Raw genomic sequence first — 15146 nt, forward strand, 5'->3', positions numbered from 1 at the left:
GACACCCAGGACGTGAACCGACACCGATGAGCCTGCCCGCCCTCGACGTACACCTCACCGCCGACGACGCCGACGCCGCCCTACGCAGCGACGCGCGGCGCGGTCTGACGTCGACCCCCAAGATCCTCACCCCGCAGTGGCTCTACGACGCCCGGGGGAGCGAGCTGTTCGAGCAGATCACCGCGCTGCCCGAGTACTACCCCTTCACCGCCGAGCGCGAGGCCCTCGCCGCCCACTCCGACGCGATCGCCCGGACCGCGGACGCCGACACCCTCGTCGAGCTCGGTTCCGGGTCGTCGTCGAAGACCCCGGTGCTGCTCGACGCCCTGCACAGCGCGGGCACCCTGCGCCGCTACGTGCCGGTCGACGTGTCCCCGTCGGCGCTCGAGGAGGCCGTCCCGGGGCTGATCGGGGCCTACCCGGAGCTCGACGTCCACGCGGTGGTCGCCGACTTCACCAGCGACCTGCGCAGCGTGCCGAGGGACGGCGGCCGGCGCCTGGTCGCGCTGCTGGGCGGGACGTTCGGCAACTTCGAGCCCGCCGACCGGCAGACCTTCCTCGCCGCCCTCGCGGACGCCCTCGAGCCGGGGGAGGCGTTCCTGGTGGGGACCGACCTCGCCAAGGACGAGTCGACGCTTGTCGCGGCCTACGACGACTCCCAGGGCGTCACCGCGGAGTTCAACCTCAACGTGCTCTCGGTGCTCAACCGCGTGCTGGGCGCCGACTTCGACCGCTCGGGCTTCGAGCACCTCGCGGTGTGGGTGCCGCAGTCGAGCCGGATCGAGATGCGCCTGCGGGCCCGCCGAGCGATGCACGTGCGGGTGCCCGAGCTCGATCTCGAGATCGACTTCCGGGCCGGCGAGGAGATGCGCACGGAGATCTCGACGAAGTTCACGCGGGAGCGGATCCGGGACGAGCTGGGGGTCGCGGGGTTCTCCCACGACGGCTGGTTCACCGACCCGCAGGGCCGTTTCGCGCTGTCGGTGGCCGTACGCCGCTGACCGGGACCAGCGGCGAGGACAGGCCGTTCGCGGGGCCCGTCACGCCGTCGGTCGCCGGCGACGCCACCGAGGACACCGTCCCCGAGAGGCGGACGATCGTCGACGCCGCCGGCGGGGGTGCGGTGGCGCTCCCCGGGACCATGGCCGACAGCAGGGGCGCCGACAAGCCGACCGGCGCGGACGGCACGGCGTCGTCGGCCCCGGTCCCGTCCGCGGGCAGGGCCTCCGACGATCCCTCGGGACCGGGCTCGTCCAGCACCCATCGTCCGTCGACGGGGCGGCGGGCGAGGCTCGGCCCGGCGGTCAGGGCGTCCACCGACACCGAGCGGAGGCGCCGGCGCGCCCGGGCGACGTGACGGGCCGCCCCGCGCACGACGACGGCCACCACCAGCCGGTCGCCGTGCGGATCGGGCACGGCGTGCAGGACGTGGTGGTGGCCGTCGTCGGTGCTCACGGTCAGCTCGGCCAGCGCGGGACCCGTCACGGCGGAGGCCGCGCGGACCATGTCCGCGTGGCTCGCCCCGAGCAGCTCGAGGTCGGCGAGCGAGGGGTGCTCGTCGGGTGCGTCGACGTAGCCGTCCAGGACGAGACCGCTGTCGACGTCCACGAAGGTGGCGGCGACGATGCGGCGGTCGTCCAGCAACGGGCGCAGCACCGCCGACAGCCCGTCCGAACGGACACACGTCAGATGCTGGTGCCGCCCCACCCTCGCCGCTCCCGTCCGTCGGGGGGGGTCAGCGACGGCCCACGGCGGGGTAGTAGCCCTGGTCCTGCGCGGGGACGGCCTGCGCCGACGACGGGTCGTCGAGGTAGAAGCGCTGACCGATCATCCGCAGGTCACGCCGCGCCATGGCGAGGTTGGCCTGCTGCCGGTTGAGCACGAGGTAGAAGAACATCTTGTCTTCGGGGTTGCCGTAGATCGGCCGGATCAGGTGGTACTGCGTGTCGAGCGTGATGAGGATGTCCTCGATCGTCTCGCGCAGGCCCAGCTTCTGCATGACGTCGAACTTGGCCCGGACGACCTCGCTGTTGCCGGGGGCGGCGACGTCCAGGTCGAACTCGGCGCTGCCGCCGCGGGAGCCCAGGGTCATGCCGCTGTCGTAGTCGACGATCGCCACGGCGAACGCGCCCTTGATGTTGGCGGCCTGGTTGAGGGCGTACTCGATGTCGCTCATGGATTGCCTCCGTATCGGGGTCCGCTCCGGGATCGGGGGAGCGGGAGGGTGGTCGTGGCCTATCGGCCGGGGAGGGCCGGTGGCGGACCGTGCGGCGGTGCTCCGGCCGGCGGTGAGCCGCGCCCGAGGCGGAGCAGGCCCGCCAGGACGCGACGCAACGTCTCGGGATCGGTGCGCCACCGCTGGGAGAGCACACCGGCGCTGTCCTGCGGTGGTGAGCGCCGGTGCTCGAGGTCGGCCGGTGGGACGGGTCCCGCCGGCCGGGTCGGGGGTGTCTGCCCCACCGGGCGACGGGGCGCCGGCAGTGCGGGCGGGTCGGTGGCCTCGGCGGGCGGCGACGGTGCCGGACCCCGGGTGGGCCACGCGGTGGGCGGGGCGGCGATCGCCGCCGGTGCTGTCGCGAGTGCCGCGGCCGGCATCGAGCGCTCCGGCACGCGCCGCGGGAACGTGCCTCCCGTCGGATGAGCCCGGGGCGGGCCCGGGGCGGCCGACGGCGTGGCGGCCGGCAGCGGTGTCGCCACGGGCGGCAGAACCGGAGCGTCGAGCGTCCGGGGGGTGGATCGCGGGCCGGTCGGGGGCACGGCCGGGGTGGGCCGTGCCGCCGGCGGGGACGGGGCCGCGACGGCCGCGAGGCGCCGCCGGGCGAGGGCGAGGTTGCCGCGGTCCCGGTCGACCCGGAGGTAGACCCAGGAGCCGCGGATCGGGGCCGCACTGTCGACCGCCCTCAGGAGGTGGTCGGCGGCGTCCGAGGTGACGATGACGTCCTCGAGGGCGAGCCCCCGGTCCGACGCCACCCCGCCCGCACGTCGGCCCCAGGCGAGCACCGCGCCTGCGGTGCCCCCGTCGGTGCCGATCTCGGCGAGGACGTGCCCGCCCTCGTCGAGGAGGCAGGCGTGGACGAGACCGGGAAGATCACTCAGGGGCTCGAGTGCCGACGTGGCCGGCGACGGCGCCGCCGGGACCGGGAGGGCGACCGAGGTCGACGGGGCCACCGAGGTCGCGGGAGCTGCAGGGGAGTGCCCCCGGCGGGCCGCCGGTCGCGTCGCCTCCGTGATCACGAATTCCTCTCGTTCGCCTCTCGATGAGGTTACGAGCCTAGGATTCTCGTTCACGGAGAGCAATCGGCCGAACCAGCGAATCCAGACTGTCCGGGTGACCCAGCCGATCGTCCGAATGCGGAGTGATTACTCTGCGCCGAACGGAGTCTACGGAGGGCCGATCAGGCTGACGTGCGGGGAACGAGCCGGGACCACAGCCCGCCGGTGCGCCGATCGGGTGTCACCGCCGCGGTCTCGCCCGCCGCCGTGGCGCAGGACGGGCAGCGTCCCGCCGGGGGCGCCGCCAGCGACGAGGCCCACACGGTGGCCCGGCAGAGGGCCTCGTACCGGCCGTCGCCGCCCTGCGCAGCGAGGAACGCGGCGTCGGACACGGCGTGGTCCGCGCCGTCGACGGCGCAGGTCAGCCACAGGGTCCGGGTGCCGGGACGTCTCATGCGGAGCGCTCGGCCAGGTCGTCGGGGAGCAGGTGGTCGTAGGCACCGCCCTTGACGGCAGCGACGAACGCGCTCATCTCGGCGACCGAGAACACGAGCGCCGGCCCCTCGGGGAAGCGAGAGTTGCGAACGGCGACACCCCGCGCGCGCACCGGCGCGAGCTCGACGCAGTTGCCCTGCTTGCCCGAGCGGGCGCTCTTGCGCCACGTCACGTCGGGGAGGGCGACTCGTGCATTCGCCACCTGGCCCATGCGACCGCCTCGATCATCTGCACGTGCATCCGACAGTGCAGCCACCGTAGCAAGCGCTCTGACCATGTGCACGTGCAGACGCGGGCGGCGGGTCCGCGGCGGCGACCTCAGCCCTCGGCGACGATCTTGGAGAGGTGCTGGCGCGTCTCGTCCGGGGTCAGCGCGTCGACGGCGACCCGGTCCATCACGCGGCTGTAGGACTCCACGTCGGCCCGCTTGTCGAGGTACACCGCCGCCGTGAGGTGCTCCTGGTAGACGAGGTCGGGCAGCTCCGGCTCGGAGAACCGCAGGATCGAGAAGGTGCTCTCGGCCGCGTACCCGGACAGGCCGAACGGCAGGACCTGTACGACGACGTTGGGCAGCGACGACAGCTCGAGCAGGTGCTCGACCTGGGCGACCAGCGCCGACGGGCCGCCGATGGGGCGGTGCAGCACCGACTCGTCGAGGATCGCCCACACCGTCGGGGCGTCGCGGCGCCCGAGGGTCTGCTGGCGGCGCATGCGCACGGCGAGACGGCGCTCGTCGTCGGGCGTCGCGCGGTCCGGGTGGCCCGACGTGATGATCGCGCGGGCGTAGTCCTCGGTCTGGAGCAGGCCGGGCACGAACATCAGCTCGTAGGTCTGGATGCGCGAGGCACTCATCTCCAGGCCCACGTAGTCCTCGAACCAGTCGGGGAGGACGTCGCCGTAGGGCTGCCACCAGCCGGGCTCGTTGCTGCGGCGCGTGGTGTCGAGCAGCAGCTCGCGCTCGGCGTCGTCGGTGATCCCGTAGAGGGTCAGGAGGTCGGCGACGTCGCGCTCCTTGAAGCCGACCTTGCCCGCTTCGAGCCGCGACATCTTGGAGTCCGAGCCACGGATGGACCACGCGGCGTCGGAGCGGGCGACCCCGGCCCGCTCACGCAGGCGCCGCAGCTGCGCACCCAGGATGATCCGGCGTGCGGTGGGCCCGGTGCCCTCCGGCTCGGTCTGGTCCCGTCCGGCCACGGTCCTGCGCTCCCCGGTTCGGCGTCGGGCGTCGCGGCGAATGCCGCCGAGCCCGAGAGATTACACGGGGTCCTGGGCGTCCGTGCGCTCCTCGACCCGTCCCGAGGCGCACTTCGCTACGCTTCTAGGGTGATCGCTCGACCGCGACCGCACCGCACGCCCGATGGGAAGTCATGACCGCTGCGCACTCCTCGTCCCGTCCGGGGTCAGCTCCCGCCCTCGTCGACACGTCCAAGGCGAGCATCGCGCGTGTCTACGACTACGCGCTCGGCGGGAAGGACAACTACCCGATCGACCGCGACGTCATCGAGAACCTGCGCAAGGCCGCGCCCGAGGCCGAGCTGCTGGCCGTCGACAACCGCGCGTTCCTCGTGCGTGCCGTCCGCTTCCTCGCCGGGGAAGCGGGCATCGACCAGTTCCTCGACTGCGGCTCGGGCCTCCCGACCGCCGAGAACACCCACCAGGTCGCCCAGCGCCTCAACCCCGAGGCCCGCGTCGTCTACGTCGACAACGATCCGTCGGTGGTGGCGCACGGGCGCGCGCTGCTGGAGGAGAACGACCTCACGTCCTTCTCCCCGGGCGATCTCACCGACCCTCGGCAGGTCCTCGAGGACCCCGTGGTCACCCGCAATCTCGACTTCGACCGCCCGATCGCGCTGCTGCAGGCCGGGACGCTGCACCACTACGACGAGGACCGGCTCTCCGTCCCGGAGATCATGGAGCAGTACATCGCGGCCCTGCCGTCGGGCTCGTACGTGGCGATCGCCCACTTCCTCGACCCCGAGGACGACGACAGCGAGCTGGCGCGTCGCATGGAGGACGTCTTCGTCCACAGCCCCATGGGCACCGGCCGGTTCCGCACCCGCGATCAGATCCGGGCGATGCTGCCGGGCCTGGACCTGGTCGACCCGGGTCTGGTCCGGTGCTTCGAGTGGTGGCCCGACGGCCCGGCGCTCAAGCCGATCGTGCCCGCCCAGCGCTGCATCGCCGGCGTGGTGGGTCGCAAGCCCTGAGCCCGACCCGACCGTGAGCACGTCGGACCGTGAGCGCTGGGACGCGCGCTTCGGCGGGCTCGGCGCGGGGGAGCCCGCGCCGCCCGGTGCGCTGGTCGGTCGGGAGGACCTCGTCCCGACCTCCGGGCGGGCGCTCGACCTCGCGTGCGGTCGGGGCACGGTGGCGGTCTGGCTCGCGCGCCGCGGGCTGACCGTCGACGCCGTCGACGTCTCCCCGGTGGGCCTCGCCGCCGGGCGGGAGCTCGCGGGCGCGACGCCCGTGCACTGGATCGAGGCCGACCTCGACGACGGGCTGCCGGTCGCCGGGCCCTACGACGTCGTCGTGTGCCAGCGCTTCCGCGAGCCGAGGCTGTACCCGTCTCTCGCCGACGTCCTCGCCCCCGGCGGGCTGCTGGTGATCTCGGTGCTCTCCGAGGTCGGCGACACCGGCGGTCCGTTCCGCGCCGCGCCCGGCGAGCTGCTGGCCGCCTTCTCCCACCTCGAGGTGCTGCACCACGAGGAGGGCGACGGCGAGGCGCGCCTGGTCGCCCGCCGCTAGTCCGGCGGGCGCCACCCCAGCACGCCGTCGAGCCCGCGCACCGTCAGCGCGGACGGCGCGAGGCGGCCCACACCGTCGCGCACGGCCGTCGGCACGCGTCCGGGCAGGCCGGCAACGAGGCCCGCGAGCCGCGACGTCCGGGTCAGGCGGGCGGTCCGGGGCCTGCGGAGGCGGTCGTACCGCGCGAGGCCCTCGTCGAGGGATCCCTCGCGCAGGCACGGCCCGAGGGTCGCGGCGTCCTCGAGGGCGAGGCAGGCTCCCTGGCCGAGGTTCGGGGTCATGGCGTGGGCGGCGTCGCCGAGCAGCACGACCCGCCCGCCGCCCGGCGCGCTCCCGCCGAACGAGCGCAGCGGCGGGAGCCAGCGCAGCTCGGTGACCAGCGCGGTCGCCGGGTCCACGCGGTCCAGGAGCTCCGGGATCGGCGCGTGCCACCCGGCGAGGCGCCGGCGCAGGGCGGCGAGGTCCGACGCGGCGGGCTCGCCCGCGGGCACCACCGCCCACAGGTGCACGCGGCCGGCGCGATGGGGTGCGACACCGGCGTAGGCGCCGACCCCCCAGGTCTCGCCGCCCGCCCGCGGCGGATCGTCGACGGCGGCGCTCAGACGCCAGGCGACGGTGCCCGTCGAGCGGGACCGTGCGTCGGGGTGGACGAGCGCGCGGGTCGCCGAGGAGATCCCGTCGGCACCGACGACGAGGTCCCCGGGCCCCGCGTCGGGGGCGTCGACGGGCGCGCCGGTGCGGACGACCGCGTCGGGCAGGGCGTCCGCGAGCACACGCAGGAGGTCGGCGCGGTCGAGCACGAGGATGCCGTCGCCGTGCCGGCGGGCGAGCGCGGCGTTGTCGGTGTGCGCGAGCCACCGCCCGCGCCGGTCCCGGATCCCGCCGGCCTCGTTCGCGTGCCCGACCGCCCGGACGTCGCCGCCCACCCCCAGGGCGTCGAGCGCCCGCAGTGCGTTCGGCCAGAGCGAGATGCCCGCGCCCTCGTCCCACGGCCGTGCCCGCCGCTCGCGGACCTCGACGTCCCACCCCGCCCGCCGCAGCGCGAGCGCCGTCGCCAGGCCGCCGATGCCGCCCCCGACCACCAGCGCGCATCCGGACACCTCGTCGTGTTCCCCGACCACGCCCGGCCACACGTGCTCCGGCGTCACTCCTCGTGGCGACGCGTGTGGCCGGTGTCAAGAGATGGTGCGGACGGTGGGAGAGGGTCGATACTCACCACGGCCCGCGCAGGGCCGACCGGGTGATGTGATCGAGGAGGCGCCGGACGTGGGCCAGCTGTTCATCGACGGAGCGTGGGCGTCGGCGGTCGACGGGGGACGACGGGAGATCCGGTCTCCCGCCTACGGGACCCTGGTGGCCGAGGTCGACGAGGCGGGTCCGAAGGACACCGAGCTCGCGATCGCCGCGGCACGGCGGTCCTTCGACGACGGCCGCTGGTCGTCGGTGCCGGCGCCGGAGCGCGGGGCACTCCTGCTGCGGGTGGCCGACCTGCTGCAGCGCGACAAGGCCCGACTCGCGCGGGCCGAGACCGACGACACCGGCAAGCGGGTGGTCGAGTCCGAGATCGACATGGACGACATCACGAACTGCTTCCGGTGGTTCGGGCACATCGCCGCGACCGACGACGGGCGGCTGGTCGACACCGGCATCCCCGCCGCGCGCAGCAAGGTCGTCCACGAGCCCGTCGGCGTCTGCGGGCTGATCACGCCGTGGAACTACCCGCTGCTGCAGACCGCGTGGAAGGTGGCGCCGGCGCTGGGGGCGGGGTGCTCGTTCGTCCTCAAGCCCAGCGAGCTGACGCCGCACACCGCGATCATCCTCATGGAGCTGCTCGCCGAGGCCGGCGTGCCCGACGGCGTCGCGAACCTCGTCCTCGGGGCGGGTGCGTCGGCCGGTGCACCGCTGTCGAGCCACCCCGACGTGGACCTCGTGAGCTTCACGGGCGGTCTGCAGACCGGGCGGAAGATCATGGAGTCGGCGGCGGCCACGGTGAAGAAGGTCGCGCTGGAGCTGGGCGGCAAGAACCCCCTGGTGCTCTTCGACGACGCCGATCACGAGACCGCGGTGGACAACGCCCTGACGGCGATCTTCCTGCACTCCGGTCAGGTGTGCTCCGCCGGTGCGCGCCTCGTCGTCCAGGAGTCGGCGCACGACCGGATCGTCGACGACCTCGTCGCGCGCGCACAGCGCATCGTCATGGGCGGACCGGACGACCCCCGCACCGAGACCGGCCCGCTGATCTCCGCCGCGCACCGGGAGAAGGTCGAGGCCTACGTCGCGGCCGGGGTCGCCGAGGGCGCGGTGCTGCGCTGTGGCGGCGAGCGCCCGACCGACCCGGACCTGCAGAACGGCTTCTTCTACCCACCGACGATCCTCGACCGCTGCACCCAGGACATGTCCGTGGTGCACGACGAGTCGTTCGGTCCGGTGCTCACCGTCGAGACCTTCACCGACCTCGACGACGCCGTCCGTATCGGCAACGACACCTCCTACGGCCTGGCGGGCGCGGTCTTCTCGTCCGACCACGGCACCTGCGAGGAGGTCGCCGCCCGTCTGCGGCACGGCACGATCTGGATCAACGACTTCGGTCCCTACGTGCCCGCGGCCGAGTGGGGCGGCTTCGGGCACTCGGGCTTCGGCCGGGAGCTCGGCCGCGAGGGCCTCGCCGAGTACCAGGAGGCCAAGCACATCTGGACCAACACCCGGCCGGGTCCGACCGGGTGGTTCCCCTCTTCCAGCCAAGGGAGTGGTTCGTGAGTACGGACAACAAGGACGCCACGGGGACCGACAACGCCGACATCGACGAGTTCGGCTACAAGCCGAGCCTCGTGCGGTCCCTCGGCAGTTTCCACACGTTCGCCGCCGGGATCAGCTACATCTCGATCCTCACCGGCACGTTCCAGCTCTTCTACTTCGGCCTCGGGTCCGGCGGACCGGCGTACTGGTGGTCGTGGCCGCTGGTCTTCGTCGGCCAGCTCATGGTCGCGCTGTGCTTCTGCGAGCTCGCCGCGCGCTTCCCGGTGGCCGGCTCGATCTACAACTGGACCAAGCGCCTGACCAGCCCGCACACCGCCTGGCTGGCCGGCTGGACGATGCTCACGGCCTCGATCGTCTCGATCGCCGCGGTCGCCCTGGCCCTGCAGGCGACGCTGCCGGAGCTGTGGAGCGGGTTCCAGTTCATCCCCGACCCGACCGGCGAGGACACGACGGCGCAGGCCCTCAACGGCGTCATCCTGGCCACGGTCCTCATCCTCTTCACCACCGCGATCAACGCCTTCGGCACCCAGCTGATGGCGCGCATCAACTCCGCGGGCGTGTTCATCGAGCTGATCGCCGCCGTGCTGCTGATCATCCTGCTCGCGATCAACATCGTGCGCGGCCCGCAGATCGTGTTCGACACCGGCGGCGTCGACACCAGTGGGCGACCGCTCGGCTACGCCGGGGCCTTCCTCGTGGCCATGTTCGCCTCGCTGTACGTCATGTACGGGTTCGACACGGCGTCGTCGCTGGCCGAGGAGTCGCACGAGCCCCGGAAGAACGCCCCGAAGGCGATCCTCCGTGCGCTGTTCTTCTCGTTCCTGCTCGGCGGGCTGATCCTGCTGTTCGCGCTCATGTCGGCGCCGGACCTCAGCGACCCGGCCTTCTCGAGCCTCGGCGGTCTCCAGAACCTCATCCTCGCCGTGCTCGGCCCGCTCGGCGGTTCGGTCATCCTCGTCGCGGTCGTCATCGCGGTCATCGTCTGCGCACTCGCGGTGCACGCCGCGGCGATCCGCCTGGCCTTCGCGATGAGCCGGGACAACAACCTGCCCGCCGGCTCGAAGCTGTGCACGATCAGCCCGCGCTTCGGCACCCCGATCGTCTCCTCGGTCGTGATCGGCGCGCTCGCGATCGTCCTGCTCCTGGTGACCTTCAGCCCGCAGATCTACACGGTGGTCACGTCGATCGCGATCATCATGATCTACACCGCGTACCTGTTGGTGACGGTCCCGCTGCTGATCAAGCGCCTCCGCGGCGACTGGGAGCCCCGCGAGGGCGCCTTCTCCCTGGGCCGGTGGGGCATCCCGGTCAACATCCTGGCGGTGCTCTGGGGCGGGTTCATGACGATCAACCTCGCCTGGCCGCGCAACGAGGTCTACAACGCCAGCGAGCCGTTCCACTGGTACCTGCAGTGGGGCGGGGTGCTGCTGCCGGGGATCATCCTCGGCGCCGGCTTCGCGTACTACTGGACCGTGCAGCGGCACAAGACCGGCGTCGTGGCCGAGCACGCGCGCGCCGACGTCCCCACCGACACCCCCGTCCAGGAGGCGTGATGGCCGAGAACGAGTACGACTACGTCGTGGTCGGCGGGGGCACCGCCGGCTGCGCGGTGGCCTCGCGTCTCTCCGAGGACCCGAACGTGTCGGTCTGTCTCATCGAGGCCGGGCCCTCCGACGTCGGCGACGACGCGATCCTCGACCTGAGCCGCTGGATGGAACTGCTCGAGTCCGGCTACGACTGGGACTACCCGATCGAGCCCCAGGAGTCGGGCAACTCCTACATGCGCCACGCCCGCGCGAAGGTGCTCGGGGGCTGCTCGTCGCACAACTCCGCGATCGCCTTCTGGGCGCCGAAGGAGAACCTCGACGACTGGGCCGCGGGCGGGGCGACGGGGTGGAGCGCCGAGGAGTGCTACCCCTTCTACCGCAAGCTCGAGACCGCGCTGGACACGACGGAGGAGGCCGAGCCCCCCGGCCGCGGCACCGACGGACCGGTGACCATCCGCACCGTCGGGGACCACGACCCGTGCGGCGAGGCGCTGCTCGCGGCGTGCGAGCAGGTGGGGCTGCCGACGACCCCGTTCAACACCGGGCGCACGGTGCTGCGGGGCGCGAACTGGTTCCAGGTCAACGCGAAGCCCGACGGCTCGCGGTCGTCCGCGTCGGTGGCCTACATCCACCCGAACCTCGGGCGCCCCAACCTCACCGTGATGACCGGCTACCGGGCCGAGAAGCTGAACCTCGACACGTCCGGCCCGCGTCCCCGGGCCACCGGCGCCCGTCTGCGCACCCCGGACACCCGGCACGCGATCGACGTGACCGCGCGGCGCGAGGTGATCCTCTCGGCGGGGGCCATCGACGGGCCGAAGCTGCTGATGCTCTCGGGCATCGGACCGGCCGAGCACCTGCGCGAGGTCGGCGTCGAGGTCGTCGTCGACTCCCCGGGGGTGGGGGAGAACCTCCAGGACCACCCCGAGGGCCTCGTGCAGTGGGAGGCCCTGCAGACGATGCCGACGGTGTCGACGCAGTGGTGGCAGATCGGGATCTTCGCGGGCTCCGAGGGCCGCACCACGCCGGACCTGATGTTCCACTACGGCTCGGTGCCGTTCGACATGAACATCGTCCGCTACGGCTATCCGACCTCGGACAACACGTTCTGCCTCACGCCGAACGTCACCGGCGCGCAGTCCAAGGGCACGGTGCGGCTGTCGACCCGCGACTACCACGACAAGCCCAAGGTGGACCCGCGCTACTTCAGCCACGACCACGACCGCGAGGTCATGATCCGCGGGATCCGGGTGGCCCGGGAGATCGCGGCCGCGCCGGCGTTGAAGGACTGGGTGGGCAAGGAGCTCGCCCCGGGCACCGGGGCGGAGTCCGACGAGGAGCTCTTCGAGTACATCCGCACCACCCACAACACCGTCTACCACCCGTCCTGCACGGTGAAGATGGGCGCGGATTCCGACCCCATGGCCCCCGTCGACCCGCAGCTGCGGGTGAAGGGCGTCGACGGCCTGCGCGTCGCCGACGGGTCGGTCATGCCGGACCTGATCACCGTCAACCCGTGCATCACCACGATGATGATCGGCGAGCGCTGCGCCGACTTCATCACCAACCCGCGCTAGGTGTCCGAGCGGGCCCGCCCTGACGGACAGGGCGGGCCCGGCGGCGCGGGCGGCCCACATCCGGGTGCGGTGTCGTTACGGTTCCCGGCGTGGGTTCGGACGTGATCGACACCGTCGACGGGATCGTCGACACCCGGCGCTACCCCCTCGACGACCCCGACGACCCGGCCTGGCACGACGTCGTCGCGCGCGCCCGGGCCGAGCTGCGGGCGCAGGGCGCCACGGTGCTGCGCGACGTGGTGCGCCCCGAGCGCCGGGAGCTGCTGCGGGCCCAGGGCGACCAGGTCGCGGGCGCCGCGCACACCGACGTCGCCCGGGTGAACGTCTACAACACCGACCCCGACGCCGACCTGCCCGACGAGCACCCCGCGCGGGTCGTGCTGCAGCGGCGCAACGCGTTCGTCGCTCGCGACCGGATCCCCGCCGGGCACCTCGTCCAGCGCCTCTACGCGCACCCGGGCCTGCACCGGCTCCTGGCCGCGTGCTTCGAGGTGCCTGCCGTGCACCCGCTGGCCGACCCGTACGCGGGCCTGACCCTCAACGTCGTCACGCCGGGCGGCGACCACCCCTGGCACTTCGACACCAACGAGATCGCGGTCAGCCTGCTGACCCGCGCGCCCGAGGGCGGCGGGGCGTTCGAGTACTGCCCCGGCATCCGCGCCGCCGGGGACGAGAACCACGCCGGGGTGCGGGCGGTGCTCGACGGCGACCGCGGGCCGGTCCGCCGGCTCGACCTGCGCCCCGGGGACCTGCAGCTCTTCCGCGGCCGCTTCTCGCTGCACCGCGTGAGCACCGTGCACGGCAACGCGGCCCGGCACGCGGCGATCCTCGCCTTCAGCGACCGCCCCGGGGTCGTCGGCTCCCCGACGCGGACCCGCCAGCTGTTCGGCCGCATCGCTCCGGAGCACCTGGCGGCGGCGACGGTCCGTGGTGACACCCTGCTCGACTGACCCCGACCGCCAGCAGAGAGGACCAGCATGACCGGGACGTTCGACGCCGAGGACGACCTGCCCCGGGTCCCGGTGCCGGCCCTGGCCGACAGCGCCGCGCAGTTCCTCGAGTGGTGCGACCCGCTGCTCGACGACGAGCAGCGGGCGCAGACGCGCGCCGCGGTCGACCAGCTGCTGCGTCCCGACGGACCCGGTCCCGTGCTCCAGCGCGCGCTCGAGGCCTTCGACGCCGAGCCGACGACCCACACCTGGCTCGACGACTTCTGGGAGTCGCGCTACCTCGGGCGCCGCGACCGGATCGCGCTCAACGCCAACTTCTTCTTCCTCTTCACCGACAGCGCCGACCCCGCCGAGTCGGAACAGGCCGCGCGGGCCGCGGGGCTCGTCCTCGGGGCGCTCGACCACAAGCACCGGGTCGACACCGAGACGCTCCCGCCGGCCACCCGCAAGGGCGCGCCGATGACGATGGAGCAGCACAAGTACCTGTTCTCGTCGACCCGCATCCCCGGCGACGGGCAGGACACCGCCCGCACGCCCTACACCGACGCCTGGCCCGGGCCGTCGCGCGAGCGGCACATCGTGGTGTTCGTGCGCGGCCACGCGTTCCGGATGGACGTGCTCGGGGCCGACGGCACCGCGCACACCGCCGCCGAGATCGCCGACGGGCTGCGCGCGATCCGGGCGCGGGTGGGCGAGACCCGCGGGCCCGGCGTGGGCCGCCTGACGACGAAGGCCCGGGCCGACTGGGCCGCCAGCCGGCGGGCGCTGCTCGCGGAGGGCAACGAGGCCGCCCTGGACGACCTCGAGACCGCCTTGTTCTGCGTGAGCCTGGAGGACGACGCGCGCGGCGACGACCGGGCCACCGGCGCCCAGCTGCTGCACGGCGACAGCGCGAACCGGTGGTTCGACAAGGCCGTGACGTTCGTGGTGTTCCCGGACGGCACGGCGGGGATCAACACCGAGCACTGCCGCCTCGACGGGACGACGGTGCTCGCGCTGGTCGACGGCATGCTCGACGCCTCCACCGCGGAGCACGCCGAGGCCCTCGGGGCCCGGTCGCAGGGGGTCCCCGACGCCACGCCCCTGCCGTTCGCGATCACCGAGGAACGAGCCGCCGACATCCGGGCGGCGGGTGAGGACTTCGCGGAGTTCGCGGCGTCCGTCGCGACGCGGCTGGTGGTCTTCGACGACGTCGGCAGCGACCGCGCCAAGAAGCTCGGCGTCTCGCCCGATGCCCTCGTGCAGATGGCCTACCAGCTCGCCCACGTCCGATCGAAGGGCTTCGTGGGCGCCACCTACGAGTCGATCGCCACGCTGGGCTTCCACCACGGGCGCACCGAGGCCATGCGCGTCGTCACCCCCGAGGTCCTCGCGTTCACGGCGGCGATGGACGACCCGGGCACCGACGATCCGGGGGCTGACGACGACGCCCGCCGCACGGCGTTCGACGCGGCCGCGAGCGCCCACGTCCGGCGCGCGCAGGCGTGCGCGGCGGGCCATGCTCCCGAGCAGCACCTCTGGGAGCTCTCGCTGATCCAGCAACGGCGCGGCGCCGAGCTCGGGGCGACCGAACCGCTCGCCGTCGTCGACTCACCGGGCTGGCGCATCATGCGGGACGACTTCATGTCCACCAGCTCCGCGCCGTCGGAGAACGTGCGCGTCTTCGGGTTCGGGTCGACGAGCACGCAGTGCATCGGCGTCGCCTACGTCCTGCTGCCGTCCCGGCTCATCGTGCACCTGAGCACCCCGGCCGCCGTGGGCGAGCAGATGGAACGCTTCGCGACCGAGCTGCGCCGGGCCCTCGACGAGATCACCGCCCTGCTCGAGGACCGGTGAGCGAGCACCCGGAAATGCGCGAAGGG

The 15146-nt window shown here is 73.4% G+C and carries 15 protein-coding genes; 8 read left to right on the top strand and 7 right to left on the bottom strand.

Annotated features, from left to right (window positions below; genetic code table 11):
• The first annotated feature begins 26 nt into the window (after nucleotides 1–26).
• Nucleotides 27–1001: an L-histidine N(alpha)-methyltransferase gene (gene egtD / locus PH189_RS18820; RefSeq protein ID WP_274190358.1), complete on the top strand. Its 975-nt coding sequence runs from the start codon at nucleotides 27–29 to the stop codon at nucleotides 999–1001.
• Here egtD and PH189_RS18825 read toward each other — a convergent pair.
• The 6 genes from PH189_RS18825 to PH189_RS18850 form a co-directional block, all read right to left on the bottom strand.
• Nucleotides 952–1656 (bottom strand): hypothetical protein, encoded by a 705-nt coding sequence (locus PH189_RS18825; protein WP_274190359.1) that lies wholly within the window; start codon nucleotides 1654–1656, stop codon nucleotides 952–954. The two genes, egtD and PH189_RS18825, sit on opposite strands and share 50 nt — an antisense overlap.
• Nucleotides 1657–1735: 79 nt before the next feature.
• A complete protein-coding gene (locus tag PH189_RS18830) occupies nucleotides 1736–2176 on the bottom strand; it encodes a hypothetical protein (protein WP_274190360.1) in 441 nt (146 codons plus the stop codon).
• A 59-nt stretch (nucleotides 2177–2235) separates the two neighbouring features.
• Entirely contained in the window at nucleotides 2236–3234 is a 999-nt protein-coding gene (locus tag PH189_RS18835) for a hypothetical protein (protein ID WP_274190361.1), read from the bottom strand.
• Between the two features lie 161 nt (nucleotides 3235–3395).
• Complete coding sequence (locus PH189_RS18840) at nucleotides 3396–3668, bottom strand: hypothetical protein (protein ID WP_274190362.1); 273 nt, start codon at nucleotides 3666–3668, stop codon at nucleotides 3396–3398.
• Nucleotides 3665–3919: a DUF397 domain-containing protein gene (locus PH189_RS18845; protein ID WP_274190363.1), complete on the bottom strand. Its 255-nt coding sequence runs from the start codon at nucleotides 3917–3919 to the stop codon at nucleotides 3665–3667. The genes PH189_RS18840 and PH189_RS18845 overlap by 4 nt, the downstream gene beginning before the upstream one ends.
• Nucleotides 3920–4026: 107 nt before the next feature.
• Nucleotides 4027–4902, bottom strand: coding sequence for a helix-turn-helix domain-containing protein (locus PH189_RS18850; protein WP_274190364.1), 876 nt, complete (start codon nucleotides 4900–4902; stop codon nucleotides 4027–4029).
• Nucleotides 4903–5075: 173 nt separating this feature from the next.
• On the opposite strand from PH189_RS18850, the gene PH189_RS18855 reads away from it, so the two are divergent.
• Entirely contained in the window at nucleotides 5076–5915 is an 840-nt protein-coding gene (locus PH189_RS18855) for an SAM-dependent methyltransferase (RefSeq protein WP_274190365.1), read from the top strand.
• A 13-nt stretch (nucleotides 5916–5928) separates the two neighbouring features.
• On the top strand, nucleotides 5929–6453 hold the full coding sequence (locus tag PH189_RS18860) for a class I SAM-dependent methyltransferase (RefSeq protein WP_274190366.1): 525 nt from the start codon (nucleotides 5929–5931) through the stop codon (nucleotides 6451–6453).
• Here the strand turns inward: PH189_RS18860 and PH189_RS18865 are convergent.
• The gene (locus PH189_RS18865; protein WP_274190367.1) at nucleotides 6450–7574 is read right to left on the bottom strand and encodes an FAD-dependent monooxygenase; all 1125 of its coding nucleotides are present in this window, start codon (nucleotides 7572–7574) and stop codon (nucleotides 6450–6452) included. The genes PH189_RS18860 and PH189_RS18865 overlap by 4 nt on opposite strands.
• A gap of 145 nt (nucleotides 7575–7719) precedes the next feature.
• Between PH189_RS18865 and PH189_RS18870 the strand changes: the two genes are divergently transcribed.
• The 5 genes from PH189_RS18870 to PH189_RS18890 all read left to right on the top strand — a co-directional run bounded on the left by PH189_RS18870 (nucleotide 7720) and on the right by PH189_RS18890 (nucleotide 15120).
• Nucleotides 7720–9210, top strand: a complete 1491-nt coding sequence (locus tag PH189_RS18870; RefSeq protein WP_274190368.1) for an aldehyde dehydrogenase family protein — start codon at nucleotides 7720–7722, stop codon at nucleotides 9208–9210.
• Nucleotides 9207–10763, top strand: coding sequence for an APC family permease (locus tag PH189_RS18875; protein WP_274190369.1), 1557 nt, complete (start codon nucleotides 9207–9209; stop codon nucleotides 10761–10763). The genes PH189_RS18870 and PH189_RS18875 overlap by 4 nt, the downstream gene beginning before the upstream one ends.
• Nucleotides 10763–12334, top strand: coding sequence for a GMC family oxidoreductase (locus PH189_RS18880; RefSeq protein ID WP_274190370.1), 1572 nt, complete (start codon nucleotides 10763–10765; stop codon nucleotides 12332–12334). The genes PH189_RS18875 and PH189_RS18880 overlap by 1 nt, the downstream gene beginning before the upstream one ends.
• 89 nt (nucleotides 12335–12423) lie before the next feature.
• Entirely contained in the window at nucleotides 12424–13284 is an 861-nt protein-coding gene (locus tag PH189_RS18885; RefSeq protein WP_274190371.1) for a HalD/BesD family halogenase, read from the top strand.
• Between the two features lie 27 nt (nucleotides 13285–13311).
• Nucleotides 13312–15120 carry a choline/carnitine O-acyltransferase gene (locus PH189_RS18890; protein ID WP_274190372.1) on the top strand — a complete coding sequence of 603 codons (1809 nt, stop codon included), beginning with the start codon at nucleotides 13312–13314 and terminating at the stop codon, nucleotides 15118–15120.
• Nucleotides 15121–15146 lie beyond the last annotated feature (26 nt).

The sequence above is a fragment of the Actinomycetospora chibensis genome (assembly GCF_028737215.1).
Lineage (GTDB): Bacteria > Actinomycetota > Actinomycetes > Mycobacteriales > Pseudonocardiaceae > Actinomycetospora > Actinomycetospora chibensis.

Excerpts from the sequence above, each read along its gene's own strand:
- egtD (WP_274190358.1), top strand. The coding sequence starts at position 27 with ATGAGCCTGCCCGCCCTCGACGTACACCTCACCGCCGACGACGCCGAC.
- PH189_RS18830 (WP_274190360.1), bottom strand. The coding sequence starts at position 2,176 with ATGAGCGACATCGAGTACGCCCTCAACCAGGCCGCCAACATCAAGGGC.
- PH189_RS18840 (WP_274190362.1), bottom strand. The coding sequence starts at position 3,668 with ATGAGACGTCCCGGCACCCGGACCCTGTGGCTGACCTGCGCCGTCGAC.
- PH189_RS18845 (WP_274190363.1), bottom strand. The coding sequence starts at position 3,919 with ATGGGCCAGGTGGCGAATGCACGAGTCGCCCTCCCCGACGTGACGTGG.
- PH189_RS18855 (WP_274190365.1), top strand. The coding sequence starts at position 5,076 with ATGACCGCTGCGCACTCCTCGTCCCGTCCGGGGTCAGCTCCCGCCCTC.
- PH189_RS18880 (WP_274190370.1), top strand. The coding sequence starts at position 10,763 with ATGGCCGAGAACGAGTACGACTACGTCGTGGTCGGCGGGGGCACCGCC.
- PH189_RS18890 (WP_274190372.1), top strand. The coding sequence starts at position 13,312 with ATGACCGGGACGTTCGACGCCGAGGACGACCTGCCCCGGGTCCCGGTG.